Source organism: Paraburkholderia sp. CHISQ3, from assembly GCF_030464945.1.
In the GTDB taxonomy this organism is placed as follows: domain Bacteria; phylum Pseudomonadota; class Gammaproteobacteria; order Burkholderiales; family Burkholderiaceae; genus Paraburkholderia; species Paraburkholderia megapolitana.
The window spans coordinates 1-14,065 of the sequence record NZ_JALPRG010000004.1 but is presented as its reverse complement, the minus strand read 5'-3'; the positions used below and the strand labels follow the sequence as shown (position 1 = coordinate 14,065).

General features: G+C 57.4%; 11 protein-coding genes and 2 pseudogenes. 8 read left to right on the top strand and 5 right to left on the bottom strand.

The window, feature by feature from the left end; genetic code table 11:
• Nucleotides 1–233 precede the first annotated feature (233 nt).
• On the top strand, nt 234–2,417 hold the full coding sequence (gene katG, locus M0D65_RS10000) for a catalase/peroxidase HPI (RefSeq protein ID WP_266252531.1): 2,184 nt from the start codon (nt 234–236) through the stop codon (nt 2,415–2,417).
• A gap of 405 nt (nt 2,418–2,822) precedes the next feature.
• Nucleotides 2,823–4,868, top strand: a complete 2,046-nt coding sequence (locus M0D65_RS09995) for a beta-propeller fold lactonase family protein (RefSeq protein ID WP_266252530.1) — start codon at nt 2,823–2,825, stop codon at nt 4,866–4,868.
• 99 nt (nt 4,869–4,967) lie between these two features.
• Here M0D65_RS09995 and M0D65_RS09990 read toward each other — a convergent pair whose 3' ends face one another.
• Nucleotides 4,968–5,585 (bottom strand): dihydrofolate reductase family protein, encoded by a 618-nt coding sequence (locus tag M0D65_RS09990; protein WP_266252529.1) that lies wholly within the window; start codon nt 5,583–5,585, stop codon nt 4,968–4,970.
• A 268-nt stretch (nt 5,586–5,853) separates the two neighbouring features.
• On the opposite strand from M0D65_RS09990, the gene M0D65_RS09985 reads away from it, so the two are divergent.
• Both M0D65_RS09985 and M0D65_RS09980 read left to right on the top strand, forming a co-directional pair.
• Nucleotides 5,854–6,993 carry a hypothetical protein gene (locus tag M0D65_RS09985; protein WP_266252528.1) on the top strand — a complete coding sequence of 380 codons (1,140 nt, stop codon included), beginning with the start codon at nt 5,854–5,856 and terminating at the stop codon, nt 6,991–6,993.
• A 272-nt stretch (nt 6,994–7,265) separates the two neighbouring features.
• Nucleotides 7,266–7,763 carry a hypothetical protein gene (locus M0D65_RS09980; RefSeq protein ID WP_266252527.1) on the top strand — a complete coding sequence of 166 codons (498 nt, stop codon included), beginning with the start codon at nt 7,266–7,268 and terminating at the stop codon, nt 7,761–7,763.
• A gap of 139 nt (nt 7,764–7,902) precedes the next feature.
• Here the strand turns inward: M0D65_RS09980 and M0D65_RS09975 are convergent, their stop codons facing one another.
• On the bottom strand, nt 7,903–9,918 hold the full coding sequence (locus M0D65_RS09975) for a carbamoyltransferase C-terminal domain-containing protein (RefSeq protein ID WP_266252526.1): 2,016 nt from the start codon (nt 9,916–9,918) through the stop codon (nt 7,903–7,905).
• A 162-nt stretch (nt 9,919–10,080) separates the two neighbouring features.
• Here M0D65_RS09975 and M0D65_RS09970 point away from each other — a divergent pair.
• Nucleotides 10,081–10,419, top strand: a pseudogene (locus M0D65_RS09970) (DDE-type integrase/transposase/recombinase); the annotation flags it as partial.
• Between the two features lie 222 nt (nt 10,420–10,641).
• Here the strand turns inward: M0D65_RS09970 and M0D65_RS09965 are convergent.
• A pseudogene (locus M0D65_RS09965) lies at nt 10,642–10,806 on the bottom strand (ISNCY family transposase); the annotation flags it as partial.
• Between the two features lie 37 nt (nt 10,807–10,843).
• Entirely contained in the window at nt 10,844–10,996 is a 153-nt protein-coding gene (locus tag M0D65_RS09960) for a hypothetical protein (RefSeq protein WP_170275762.1), read from the bottom strand.
• Nucleotides 10,997–11,154: 158 nt separating this feature from the next.
• Here M0D65_RS09960 and M0D65_RS33110 point away from each other — a divergent pair, with 158 nt between their 5' ends.
• From M0D65_RS33110 to M0D65_RS09955, 3 genes are all read left to right on the top strand, one after another.
• A complete protein-coding gene (locus M0D65_RS33110; RefSeq protein ID WP_367619329.1) occupies nt 11,155–11,292 on the top strand; it encodes a BPSL0067 family protein in 138 nt (45 codons plus the stop codon).
• Between the two features lie 11 nt (nt 11,293–11,303).
• On the top strand, nt 11,304–11,729 hold the full coding sequence (locus M0D65_RS33105; protein WP_367619328.1) for an STY0301 family protein: 426 nt from the start codon (nt 11,304–11,306) through the stop codon (nt 11,727–11,729).
• 403 nt (nt 11,730–12,132) lie between these two features.
• Entirely contained in the window at nt 12,133–12,564 is a 432-nt protein-coding gene (locus M0D65_RS09955; RefSeq protein WP_266252525.1) for an energy transducer TonB, read from the top strand.
• Nucleotides 12,565–13,884: 1,320 nt separating this feature from the next.
• Here the strand turns inward: M0D65_RS09955 and M0D65_RS09950 are convergent.
• Nucleotides 13,885–14,065 (bottom strand): transposase (locus M0D65_RS09950; RefSeq protein ID WP_266252524.1); only part of this gene is annotated, 181 nt, incomplete at its 5' end.

Here is a 14,065-nt window from a genome sequence, read left to right as displayed (position 1 = left end):
GAATTGCCGCAGAGATTTGTTGCCGAAGCTAGAACACACAGTTGCAATTCGAGGCACCGCGAACCCGTCTACGCGGCGCTGTCCTTAGCTTTTCTGTAGCGTCGCCATGAAATAAACCTATTTCCACCCTAAGATGAGGGCCATTAGGATGTAAGAGTTGCCGCATTGAGCGGCCGCGTCGTGCGAGCGCTCAATGCGGCCGACTGGCCACGCATGATCAACGGAGGAGACGTATGTCGACTGAAGCAAAATGCCCTTTCAAATTCACCGCTGGCGGCGGCACGACGAACCGCGAGTGGTGGCCCAATGAGTTGCCACTGAAACTCCTGCGCACGAATTCATCGCTGTCCGACCCATTGGACCAGGGTTTCAACTACGCCGAGCAGTTCAAGAGCCTCGACCTCGCAGCAGTGAAGAAGGACCTGCTCGCGGTAATGACGGACTCGCAGACCTGGTGGCCAGCCGACTTCGGCCACTACGGGCCGTTTTTTATCCGCATGGCATGGCACAGCGCCGGCACCTATCGCACCGGCGATGGCCGCGGCGGTGCGGGCTCCGGCCAGCAGCGCTTTGCACCGCTCAATAGCTGGCCCGACAACGTCAGCCTCGACAAGGCGCGCCGGTTGATCTGGCCGGTCAAGCAGAAATATGGCCAGAAAATCTCGTGGGCCGACCTGATTGTGCTGACGGGTAACGTCGCGCTCGAGTCGATGGGCTTCAAGACGTTTGGTTTTGCCGGCGGCCGCGAAGACGTGTGGGAACCGGATGAAGCCGTCTACTGGGGCGCCGAAACGACGTGGCTCGGCGGCGACAAGCGCTACACGGGCGTGCGCGATCTGGAGAATCCGCTCGGCGCCGTGCAGATGGGGCTGATCTACGTCAATCCGGAAGGCCCGAACGGCAATCCCGATCCGCTCGCAGCAGCCGTCGATATTCGCGAGACGTTTGCGCGCATGGCGATGAACGATGAAGAAACGGTCGCGCTGATCGCCGGCGGTCACACGTTCGGTAAAACGCACGGCGCTGGTCCCGCGTCGCACGTTGGGCCTGAGCCGGAAGGCGCACCTATCGAGCAGCAGGGTCTCGGCTGGAAGAGCGACTTCGGCACTGGCGCGGGCAAGGACGCGATCTCGAGCGGTCTGGAAGTGATCTGGACCAGCACGCCGACGAAGTGGGGCAACGAGTTCTTCCACAACCTGTTCGGCTACGAATGGGAACTGACGAAGAGCCCGGCGGGCGCGCATCAATGGACGCCGAAGGGCGGTGCAGGGGTCGATACCTTGCCAGACCCGTTCGACCCGGCGAAGCGTCGCACGCCGTCCATGCTGACCACCGATCTCTCGTTGCGATTCGATCCCGCGTACGAAAAAATCTCCCGGCGTTTCCACGAGCACCCGGAGCAGTTCGCCGATGCATTTGCGCGCGCATGGTTCAAGCTGACGCATCGCGACATGGGTCCGCTCGCGCGTTATCTCGGCCCGGAAGTGCCGGCTGAAGAACTGCTGTGGCAAGACCCGATTCCCGCGCTCGATCATGTGTTGATCGATGAGCAGGACATCGTTGCGTTGAAGGGCAAGATCCTCGCGTCTGGGTTGTCTGTGTCGGAACTGGTGTCGACCGCCTGGACGGCGGCATCGACGTTCCGCGGTTCGGACAAGCGCGGCGGCGCTAACGGTGGCCGCATTCGCCTCGCACCACAGAAGGATTGGGAAATCAACCAGCCGGCTCAGTTGGCAAAGACGCTGGAGACGCTAGAAGGAATCCAGAAGGCGTTCAACGGTGCGCAGTCCGGCGGCAAGAAAGTCTCGCTTGCCGATGTGATCGTGCTGGCCGGCAGTGCGGGCGTCGAGCAGGCCGCGAAAAACGCCGGCCACGCGGTGACGGTTCCGTTTGCACCGGGACGCATGGACGCGTCGCAGCAGCAAACCGATGTGGAAGCCTTCTCGGTGCTTGAACCGTTTGCAGACGGTTTCCGCAATTACGTGAAGGGCAAATCCACGGTATCGGTTGAGTCGCTGCTCGTCGACAAGGCGCAACTGCTGACGTTGACCGCGCCGGAACTGACCGTGCTGGTCGGCGGGCTGCGCGTGTTGAATACCAACTACGGACAGACGCAACACGGTGTCTTTACGAAGCGACCCGGGACGCTCACTAACGACTTCTTCACGAACCTGCTCGACATGAGCACGGAGTGGAAGCCGGTGTCGGATGCCAACGACGTGTTTGAAGGTCGCGATCGTGCCACGGGTGCGGTGAAATGGACGGGCACGCGGGTCGATCTGATCTTCGGTTCGAACTCACAGCTGCGGGCGTTGGCCGAGGTTTATGGAAGCTCGGATGCGCAGGAGAAGTTCGTTCGTGACTTCGTCGCGGCCTGGGACAAGGTGATGAATCTCGATCGTTTCGATCTCAGATAGTGGGCGCTGGCGATAGACCTTAGTGGTCTTTCCTGTATCGAAGTAGAACGGCTGATCGCGAGATCGGCCGTTTTTATTGGGCGGTCGTTTCTCGACATGTCGGGTATCGGGAAAGACCTTGTAAGACCGCAGGAATGGCATACACTCCGTTGCTGGAAATCTGCAAAGCATAGGAATTCCCGTGCGGCTAACGCTGCGCCGACAAAACAAGAAGAGTAGCCACGTACGAGGTGAGTCGCGGTTGTCGCCGATCGGGCACAGCCGACTTTCGGGTATCTGCCGGAGCACATGACACCGGCAGACCCGCTCCTTTCGTGGATGCCGACAACAATGTCCAGATATCCGGTTCTTGCAGTCCTTGCAGCCTTTTCTTTGGGTCTTGCTGCTTGTCACGGGGGAGGGAGTGTGACTAGCACCCCGGTGAGCACGCCGGCGCAGACCTATCTCGTCGCCGGGAATATCACCGGACTGAATCCAGGCGGCGCAGCGATCACGCTCATCAATAACGGGAAGGACACCGTCACGCTCAATGCGAACGGGGGTTTTCAGTTTCCGACGTCTCTCGCCAATGGTGCGACGTACTCCATTACGCTGGCCAGTCAGCCCGCGGGCGAGACGTGTACCGTCGCGAACGGCACTGGAACTGTCAACGCAGGTAACGTCACCTCGATTTCGGTGAGTTGCAGCGCGATCCCGGCGGCGCAGTACACGATTGGCGGCAATGTGGCGGGGCTGACTGCCGGTGCATCAGTCACGCTCAAGAATAACGGGTCGGACACGGTCACCGTGTCGGCTAACGGTTCGTTTGTCTTCCCGGTGTCGCTTGTCAATGCCGCGGCTTATGACGTGACGGTCGGCACGCAGCCTACGGGCGAGACCTGTACCGCGAGCCAGGCGCTTGGCACCGTGAACAACGCCAATGTCGCGAACGTCAGCGTGGTGTGTACGGTGAATGCGCCGAAAACCTATACCGTCGGTGGAACGGTATCCGGTCTCGGTACCGGTGCATCGGTGACGCTGCTCGACAACGGCTCGGATGCGACGACCGTTGCGGCCAACGGCGCGTTTACGTTTCCCACGGCGCTGCAAGGCGGCGCCTCCTGGAACGTGACGGTAGGGACGCAGCCTGCGGGCGAGACGTGTGTGGTTAGCAGCGCGAGCGGTACGCAGATCGCGGCCAACGTGACGGGCGTGACAGTGACATGCAGCCCGAACCCGACGTATTCGATCGGCGGGACGGTGTCGGGGTTGCGTACCGGCGCATCGGTGGCGCTTCAGGACAACGGCTCGGACACGCTGACGGTGGCGACCAACGGCAGTTTCGTTTTTGTCACGCAGTTGCTGGGTGGTGCGGCGTACAACGTGACGGTCTCTACTCAACCCGCGGGCGAAACCTGCACGGTGACGAAGGGCAGCGATACCGTCAGTGCGGCCAACGTGACGTCGGTGAGCGTGACCTGTGTGCCGGCCCAGTTCGTCTATGCAGTCGAGTCGGCCGACAAAGTCTATGGGTACTCTGTCGATCAGACGACAGGGGCGCTGACCCCTGTCGTGGGAAGCCCGTTTCCGAGAGCGGGTGATCCCAGCGGTATCGCGATTACCCCGACGGGAGCGTTCGCGTACGTCACGTTGGCAGGCAGCAACGCGGTGGCCGGGTTCGCGATCGATCCCGTCACCGGTGCATTGACCCCACTGCCCAGCGGCCCGTTTGGCACGGGTGCCGATCCGCACGCAATCGCGGTCGCTCCGTCCGGGAAATTCGTCTACCTGACCAATCTCAACAGCAACAGTGTGTCGGGCTATTCGATCAATGCCGGCACCGGGGCGCTCACCCCGATTCCGGGAGCGACGGTCACTACCGGTAATTCGCCATACTCGATCGTGGTCGATCCCAGCAGCAGGTTCGTGTACGTCGGAAACTACAACGACGCGAACGTTCAGGGTTACACGATCGACGCTACGACCGGTGCATTGACTCCGATGGCTACTACGTTTCCGGGCGGGGCTCATCCCTTTTCGATTGCGGTCAATCCTGCGGGAACCCTCGTCTATACGGCGGATGCCGACAGCGGTATTTCCGGCTGGTCGATCGATCAGACGACGGGAACACTGACGTCGATCGGTCTCGTAAGCAGTACGCGGTCCTCGACCATCCAGATCAATCCTGCCGGAACGGTGGCGTACGCTGACGGCGAACTAGGAGGGGGCGTTTATGCCTACACCATCGGCTCAGGCGGAGCACTCACGATCATTCCCGGTAGTCCCTTTACGTCGGCGAGCAGTATCGACGGCATGGCGATTTCCACGTCGGGGAAATTCCTCTATGTCTCGTCCTCTGGCGGGGGCGTGTACGGCTCCAGTATCAATACAACCACTGGCGTCGCGACCGTCATTCCGGGGAGTCCGTTTGCGGCGGCGAGCAACACGCAATCAGTCGCGATTACGCCTTGAGGGGTGCTTCGCGTGATGCACCTGTCGCGTACGTCTGTACGTAGAGGTTTGCTCTGATCGGTGGCGCGGGTAGGGGTGATCGGTCGTAGTTGGACAGCATCAAGCCGGCCGATAAACCTGCGCCACCGAACCGAGCGGAAAAGTTTTCGAGCTGACCAACGTGAGCGGTCTCGGTGCGGGCAAATCTGAGAAGATCGGCACGCCTTTGCCCAACGCAACTGGATGAACGAGCAGGGCGTATTCATCGACCAGGTTCTGCGCAATGAGGCTACGCGCGAAGGCCGCGCCTCCGAGGGCGATGATCGGCTTGCCGTCCTCAGCCTTCAGCCGGTTGATCTCGTCGGCCAGGTCGCCGCTGGCCACGTAGGCCTGTGCCCAGCTTTCCGCACCGGGTTGAAATTGTCCGGTTTGCGCCTGGGCCTCTCCGGGTTCTATGGTCGTGTCGGCCGCCTTCAGGATCGCCGGTCCCTGTTTTGAAAAGACCGCCTTGGGGATCTGGTTCATCGGCGGCGCGAACACCATGGTGGAAGTGGGCCAAAAGGTAGCCATGCTCCGAAAGGAGCTGCTGCCCATGATCAGGAGACTCGCGTTCCACAAGTTCTCCACCCTCCACGCCACCGCTTCCTCGTCACCGGTAAATACCCACTTGATGTCGCCATTGGCACCGCTGACAAAGCAGTCGAGCGATACGGACATCGTCAGGATCAACTTTCTCATTGCTTTCTCCTTGCCCTGGTGGTGTGCCGGGGATGGCCCGGCTTTCACTATCACGACGAACGGCGGGACTCGAATTCGACACGTCGTCAAAAAATTGGCATCGGTTGCGATGGGCGCACGAAATATCGCACAACGCTCACAAAATTCAACAATCGTCGGAATCCATCACCTCTATATTTCGAACGACTGTCGATTCATGCCTATAAAACAACCATTCACGAGCGGGGAGTCCTGACCCGGGAAGCGGGTTGCCAACAATGAGACCCCTATGCAAGTCACATCGAAGAAATATTCCCGCATATACGATGGAAAGCCGATGCAGGGTGCCGTTTCATCACGGAAGGCACTCTGGGTATTGATGATCTGCCTGCCCCTGTCGGCCTGTGGTGGCGACTCACCTGGCAACGTAGCGTCAGCAGCAAAAACGTCGAAGACGTCAGCGGCATACAGCAAGGGACTCGCCATACCGCCGCGCCTGCAATGGGAGGGAAACTATGGCTATTGCGGTGAAGTCTCGATGATTTCGGCGGGGCTTTACTATGGGCAATATATCTCCCAGTACGACGCACGCGCGATCGCCAGCAAAAATACGCCGCAGTACAAGGAGAACAGCCAGTTGCTGCCAGGCGTAAACGATGCGTACGCTGCCACGCAGATGCATCTCAAAGCGATCGAGTGGGATGCAGCGGCCGAGACCGACACCAACAGCTTTCTCGCGTGGGTTAAGCAGAATGTGCTGGCCGGTTACCCTGTGATCATTGCTATTTATACCAATCGGTATCTGTTTGCTGGTTCCAGCAATCCCAATGCGGGCGATCCGGAGTACGACCATGTCGTGCCTGTCACCGGTATTGCGTCGAAACATCCACTGACGCGTCCCGCCACCTACTTTGGCGATGACGTCATCACCTTCAACGACGACGGTCACTGGACCCCGAAGGGCAAACCGGGCTACGTTTTCAGTTACTCGTTCGACGACTTCCAGAAAAACCGTGCACAAGCCAATGCGCCGACAGGCTCCGTGTATTCGCTGCCCAATAACGGCACGAACTACGGCATTGCGATCACCGGTGTTATCGATCGGGACAATGAAACGGTGCCTGTTCGCTTGACTGTTAACCGCAACTACGAGAAACCCGACATCAAGCCCGGCTCCGGTCTGCGCCCGGCATCCATGCCGTTGATCCTGAAGGTGGAAGTTTCTGGTCTCAAGCCGGACGTAGCGTACAAGTTGTATCGCTACAACCGGATGGACGCCGTTCCGGATGGCGCATTCAATGCGCACGCGTCGCAAGCCGATAAACAGTGGGACATCGACATTGCTTCGGGATCGACCTATGTCGTCACCGAAGCGATTCAGTCCAGTGATGTTTCGGTTTATCGGGCGGTTGCTGCGGACGCGAAGTAGATCGGCGCGTACCATTGGACAAAGACGCCGAAGCGGTAGTGGTGTTCACAGTGTTGAACGTCGGCCGGGAAGATCCGCGGGGGAAAGACGATGGCGCGATTGATGTCTGTCAATGTTGGCCTGCCTCGCGATATTGAGTGGAAGGGCCGCACCGTTCAAAGGGAATGTGGTTATCGACGCCTAGAACTGCCATACAGGTGCCAGCCGGATGCCAGCCGGACACGATATGCGGCGTCGAGAAGAAGCGTACTGAAAACGTGAAGTGAGACTACATGGAACGGGATGGATTGATATCGGGAGCATCGTGGGAGCGTGTCGTCGGTAGCTACTTCGCCAGCGTGACTGCAGGGGCCCTAACGGTAGTTGCGGCGATCGAACTGAGCAGGATCACGAGTTTCGAGAGCGCGACGAATTTTAGTCTGCAGCACAAGGCTGTCGACCTGCTAACCATGACGGGAATCGAGTTCGTCCTGATATGGGTAATCGGGCTCGCGACTATGGCAATTCCCTGTGCGCTTCTTTCGATGATTGCACGGGCATTCGCGATTCGTTGCTGGGTCTTCTACGCGGTTGCGGGGATAGCCGTAGTGATGCTGGTGATATGGGTGAATACTGCATTTATCGACGTACCTAACCAGTACTCCAGTCCCGATGGCGATACGCCGCTTACCGTACTTCAGGAGCTACTGACGGCAGCTCGATATTTCGGGTTGGCTGGTGGCGTCGCTGGTCTTACGTTCTGGAGATTGGCTGGTCGTTACTACTGGTAACGGAGTCGCGGATCACAGGCTACGAGCGCCTTGAGAAGAAACAACGCGAAGGATCACGGTAAGCGGCTGTGCATCTTCCGCTACGCGCTCCTCCGCGCTGGTTTCAACGGCGTGACGTTGTCTTTGGGAATCGCACTGGCTATTTTCTGGCCGCCGCCTTCGGGCGTAGATTGATCATTCGTAGGGACCAGAGGGCATCGAATTCAGCTATCAAGCTTTCTCGCGTTGCACTTCGCTCACTTCGCTCGATCAACTCATCGATTGTGGCTTCGCCATCCGCGAGTTCCAGTAACGCGTGCGCGTCCTGGGAAAGCGATTGTTCTTCGGCAGTCACCATATTGACGAGGGAAAGAACCGGAACGGCGGTGGAACTGCCGGCGTAGGACTGGGCCTTCTTGAGATATATGTGGCCGGGAATTGCAACAGTGAACTCACCAAAGCGGTTTCGCCAGGTCGGCTTTCTCGCAATCAGATAGTTATCGACCACAAGGTAGTTCAGTTCGGTGGTAAAAAAACATGCGAATGCATCTTGAACGGAATCGATGATCGGTTCGGCGTTGTTGTTAAAAGAGGTATTCAACAGGACCGCAACACCCGTTTTCTCGCGGAACGCATTGATCAATTCCCAAAAACGCATATTGGTCGATTTGGAAACGGTTTGAACCCTTGCGGTCCCGTCAATATGGGTCACCGCACCAAGCCGAGGCGACGACCGCCTTGTTCGAAGCACGAACGTCATATATGGGAAATTTACCTGAGCTTTTCCCACTTCGAAATATTCCGCCACGTACTCTTCCAGCACGGAAGGTGCGAACGGACGATACGCCTCTCGTTTCTTGACTATGGCATTGATAATCCGTTTGTTCTCTTCCGGGCGGGGATCGGCCAGAATACTTCTATTACCCAAAGAACGTGGACCGAATTCCGAGCGCCCCTGAACCCATCCGATCACCGCTCCATCAGCGATCAGGGACGCAACTTCTTTCGAGCGATCGGTAAGCTCGACAACATCGGCAAATGCACTCCAAAGCGAAACCTCATTCTTGATTTCTTCGTGAGGTCCAATATCCTTTCCTAGAAAAACATGCGGCAAAATCGTTTGTCTGCTTTCCGTCCGAGAATTTCGATCGATTTCGAGGGCAGCTCCCAGCGCGCAACCCGCATCGTGCGCGGCCGGTTGTACGAAGATCTCGTCAAACATTCCCTCATATAACAACTTCCCATTCATGCTGCAGTTATGCGCCACGCCGCCTGCGAGAGCGAGATTTCGCATCCCGGTGTGCTGCTGGAAGTGGCGGGCTATATGAAGGCCGATAGTCTCGAGTACATCCTGCAACGCAGCGGCAATGTCTTTGTGCTCTTGCGTAAAGGCTTCACCTTTCTGCCGCGGCGCCGCGCCCGGACCTAGCGCCTCGAGAATTGCATGGGGGATTTCAAAGAAATTAAGGTCGTACTCGCCATCCGGCTTCAGGGAATAAAATTGATCGAATATTGGTTTGAAGCGATCTGGATTTCCGTACGGCGCAAGACCCATCACCTTATATTCATCGAACATTCTATAACCAAGCAACTTGATGACATGATCGTAGAAGAGTCCAAGCGATTGGGATCGTGAATAGCTGTGAATCTTTTGCAGCTGACGGTCGTTGCTTAAATACACGGTCCCCGAATCATAATTTCCGAATCCGTCTAATGTTATGATCAGGCCTGTATCGAACGTCGACATCGCAAGCGCGCTGACAGCATGACACTGGTGATGATCCACAAAATGTATTTTATCGCTGTCGATATCAACATCGAGATCCGCACTCAGATTGTCACGGAAAAATGCCCTTATTGATTTCATGGGCGGCAATTTTCCGTTGTGCAAATACATGTCTCTTATAATGAAATCGGTGAATGATTCATCGTTATAATATGCAAATGCATCGACATCGGAAGCGCGCACTCCGTGGATATCCAGACAGGCACGTATCGCCTGCGAAGAGCGTTTGTTGGAATGCTTGATGCGATCCAGTCGCTCCTGTTCTATGGCCGCGACTACCACTCCGTCTTCTACAAGAACAGCCGCCGAGTCGTGCCCCAGTTGAGTATCATGCGGATACATCACATCATGGACGTTATTTATTCCACCACTAAACCCGATTGTGAGCATTTTATAATCCCGCACTCTGAAGTTTAAATAGCAATCAAGACGAACCGCCCCCGATCTGGCGGAGGCTCGAATGGAGCCATGAATAAATCGAACAAGTTTTCTGCTGAAGTTCGCGAACGGGCCATACGCGTAGTGCAAGAGCTTTGCGGCGAGCATCCCTAACAGGGCAAGACTGACCGGCCGAACCAGCTCCGGGTTTCAGATTTCACCTACGTTTCGACGTGGCGGGACGGGCGCTATGTCGCGTTCGCGATCGACATCTTCGTCCTGCGCATGGTCGGCTGGCGCGTGAGTTCATCGATGACCACAGACGTCGTCCCAGATGCACGCTTTACAACACCACAACGGAAGTACGTTGATCCAACACTCCGATAGGAGACCTCAATACATCAATACAACGAACGACTAGCCGCGGCCGGCATCAAGCCATCCGTCGGTAACAACTGGGGCAATGCACTGGCCTGGGCGATCAATGGCCTGTACAAGGCCGAACTGATTTATCCGCACGCTCCACGGAAAATTCGAAATTCACGGAGCGGTTCAATGCTCAAGAATCCTACAGTTGCCCCTAGACAGCGTCAACGATCCAAATTGCAACTTTCGCCGACCTGTCGTGTGATTCGGGTACAAATATCAACTCGACGTTTGCGAGCGCGATCGTGGTGTTCCTGAACGTTTTCGACCGGGCAGGGCGCCGGTGCAAGACTTGACGTTGTGATGGTGCTGGTCGAACCACGGGTGATCGCTGCCATCTATCTGGACCAGTTCGCCCCGGCGCGCGCGCCGTACCCGCGGCGGGTAGATCTTCGGTGGACGTTGCCGGCGTGGGATCCATAAGCCGGCATCCGTCATCAGATGCCGCACGGTTTCCTTCGACAACGTGATCCCACTGGGTAAACCCCGCCTATGTGAGCGGCAGGGCGGGCTAGTGCCAGATGAGGAATGCGTAAGCGCAGGTAGCGAGGGCGGCGGCCGTGATGATGATGAGGCCGGTTGCGGTCCATCCAGCTTCATAGGCTGTCTTGCCGGATAGCCAGGCCGCGATGATGGGCACACCATAGATGATGGGTTTGTACATGGTGTGGCGCTCTCCCTGTGTGTGTCGCTGGTTATGTGACGCGCGGCGCGATTTTAACGGTCTGAGAAATTCGGATGCGGCGCGATCGGAAGAATGGTCTACAAAAGCGAACTAACCGGGGGTGATTTGTGCCTGCATGAAAGGAGGGGGCATGCATCGTGGTAATGGATCAGTGGACCGGCGATACCACCAAGCCGACCATTTCGTCGCGAAGAATATGTCCGAAGGGAAAACTCGAAAACGGAACCTACGTTGACCCAAGTAATAATGCTGACGCGTACTTCATAGTCGAGTAAGGGGGAACGGCGTGAATGGTAGATCGGTTCAGGTGAAATTGCTGGCTTTGACCGTCCTCGCGGCGTCTGTGCCTGCAGCTCGTGCTTATGAATTAGTCTGTCCGGCGATGGTTTCGGCTGTAGCTGATGTCAAGGGTGCTCCGGACGGTTGGTCTGTGTCGCAGCGTGCTGACGGGCTTTGGGTTGATGGCTTGATCGTAACGGACGGACCGCCGGCTGACAGGGGGGATTTGCAGCCCGAAGAGGGCAAGAGAGGCGCGGTGACCTGGGACTTATCCGGCGATCATGGTAGGCAGTCGTACTGGGCGTCGTGCAGCTACGGGAAATGGTTGGTGCTTCTGTCGAAGAAACTTCCAGATGGGATTTCGCGGTGTTCTAGCGGACCGTTAAAGGTTGACTCATCGAACAATCCGGTGATGCGCCTGGAGTGCAAGTGATTGTGAGTGTGCTTGTAGATGAGATGGCCCCGCGATGCGGGGCTTTTTCATTGGTGGTTATGCAACGATGCCCCGGCGCGAGTCAATGCTGCGCCGCGTTTAGAAGTATCTATATCTGTTTTCGAAGCTCACCCGTCGTGATGCGTGCGAACGCTGCGTCGCAACGCTTGCAGCTGTAGTGTTCTTCAAGGACGCGATGGTTGTTCGTGTCCCTGCCAGCATTTGTGAGATGTTTGTGTGCGTCGGTCGTCGCTGGTCGACCATGAAGGTCGGCACAGTCAGGGCAGGGTTGAATCCAGAGATCCACTGGACAGCTGCGAGATCTTACGCCGGTTGTGCCAAACGACGGGTTCCGTTCGGGTAGTGTTCTGGTTTTGCGGAAAAACCGGCAGGAAAATCAATCATGAAATATCGCATCGTCGTCGTGCTCGCTGCTCTCGTGATGGGGGCATGTTCGTCGCCTCCCCAGGCAACGATTCAGGATGTAGCTCAGAGTCGTCCGGAACAGAAGCTACAGGTAGCCAGTAAACAGACATGGGTGCACCCTGACGGTCGCAAATGTATTGTAAATCGAGCGATGTACCCGACTGCGTCGCAGCATGCGGGTGAGCAGGGAGTTGTTAAGGTGAGAATCTCCCTGGATCCGATGGGCATCGTTGAGGAACTCAAGATCGTTCGGAGCAGTGGATACCCTCTTCTTGACCAGGCCGCGATGGCCGAATTCACAGGCATGACGTGCGATCCCTTGATGGTTGATGGGAAACCGTCTCGCGAGTCCTACACCATACCGGTCGCGTTTGCGCTTCATGGCGGCCCAGGGCATACCTCGCAATGATGAAAACGCGGGCAGTTTCCTCCGGTAACCATGGGACGTTGATGCGAAAACTCTGCGTATTCCTTGCTCTTCTCACGATCGCGTCGGAAGCGCTCGCCGTCTCCAGCGAGACTGTTCTTTACGGGTTGGGATATGGCTATTTTGTCGAGTCGCCTCGCGCTCGATTCGGAATGGGGCGTCTAGAAGATATTCGGACGACGCAGGTACGCGGTGCGGTGGAATGTTTTGAGCGACCTGCAGCGGAAGCGTTGATTCAGTACGTCGAGGGCTTGCCAGGGGACGTGCTGAGTAAGCAGTCGCGCTCTATCCCGGCTAGGTGGCTACGATTGCCCTGCTCGCTGTCTCCGGGATACAGCGACGGAAGTTCACCCGTGGAGATCCCCGCACTTGAGTTTTAGCGTCTAGCGTCAGGAGTGTCCGGCACGTGATCGGAGCGAAAGATGGCTGCGGTGCGTCTGCGAAGTACGGGCGGTTATCGCGCGGCTCAGCGCGGCCCGCCGGACCGAGTAGCGGGTAGTAACGCGGGCAAGGAAACGAAGGCATTGCGGCTCGGCGGGCAACCCCTCACTACAAAGCCGCTGTTGTAGGGCGTTGGTGAACCGCTGTGGCTTGTGAGTGAGGCGCGCGGGCGCCATGCCGCAAGCGAGCCCGTGGGCCGCAGCGGCAGGGCGCGCGAAGCGCGCCCCTAAACTTGTACCTCTAACACTTAACGGACACGGCCTTTCCACGGTCGTTTGCACATGCAATAGCAGTGGTTAAAGTTCATTCGTCAGCTACGATGTGTTCCTGCTCATTCACCGCAGGACGCGATCATATGAGATTGGCTCACGTCACGCTTGTCGTCGCCTTTACGCTCGCCAGCCTCGCAACCGGAGCCCAAACAACCACGGAGATCCGTCCTTCTCAGCAAGACCTTGATCGTATGGCGGTCCTCGGCCGAATGAAATTACTACCGCCGCCGGCTACGGGGCAGCAAGTCACGCCGCAGGAAGTCGTGCCCCAAGACGACAGACTCCGGGAGGCCACGCAGCAAGCCGCGCGCGACGCTGCCGCAAAATACAGACAGTGGCAGACATACTGCGACGCAATTCGCAATCCGCCTGATCCATCGTTAGTTCGAATTGAACCGCAATGCACTTCGCATGGCTTTTGATCCGTGCAGCGTTTCTAGGGAAGGTCTGCAGAACTCGTTTTCTGAGTGCCGATCGTTTTGCTGATTAAATCCCATGCGTGATTAGAGTCTGCTGGCATGGGCGTCGCGGCTGCTGAACCGTTCCGGTCCCCGGCTGCGGAGGCTGTGGGCCTCAGCAACCGGCCGTTTCAGATCTTATGCAAAGCCTTGCGCGCCATCCACAGGTTGGCCAGCGCAAACAGCGTCGTGATCTGGGCCGTGTTCTTCATCAACCCACGGTACCGTGTTTTTGTGTAGCCAAACTGCAGCTTGAGGACACGGAACGGATGTTCAACCTTGGCGCGGATTCCAGCCTTCAGACGTTCGATC

Coding starts and splice junctions, on each gene's coding strand:
- M0D65_RS09985 (WP_266252528.1), top strand. CDS start 5,854: ATGCAAGTCACATCGAAGAAATATTCCCGCATATACGATGGAAAGCCG.
- M0D65_RS09960 (WP_170275762.1), bottom strand. CDS start 10,996: ATGTACAAACCCATCATCTATGGTGTGCCCATCATCGCGGCCTGGCTA.
- M0D65_RS09990 (WP_266252529.1), bottom strand. CDS start 5,585: ATGAGAAAGTTGATCCTGACGATGTCCGTATCGCTCGACTGCTTTGTC.
- M0D65_RS09980 (WP_266252527.1), top strand. CDS start 7,266: ATGGAACGGGATGGATTGATATCGGGAGCATCGTGGGAGCGTGTCGTC.
- katG (WP_266252531.1), top strand. CDS start 234: ATGTCGACTGAAGCAAAATGCCCTTTCAAATTCACCGCTGGCGGCGGC.
- M0D65_RS09955 (WP_266252525.1), top strand. CDS start 12,133: ATGAAATATCGCATCGTCGTCGTGCTCGCTGCTCTCGTGATGGGGGCA.
- M0D65_RS09975 (WP_266252526.1), bottom strand. CDS start 9,918: ATGCTCACAATCGGGTTTAGTGGTGGAATAAATAACGTCCATGATGTG.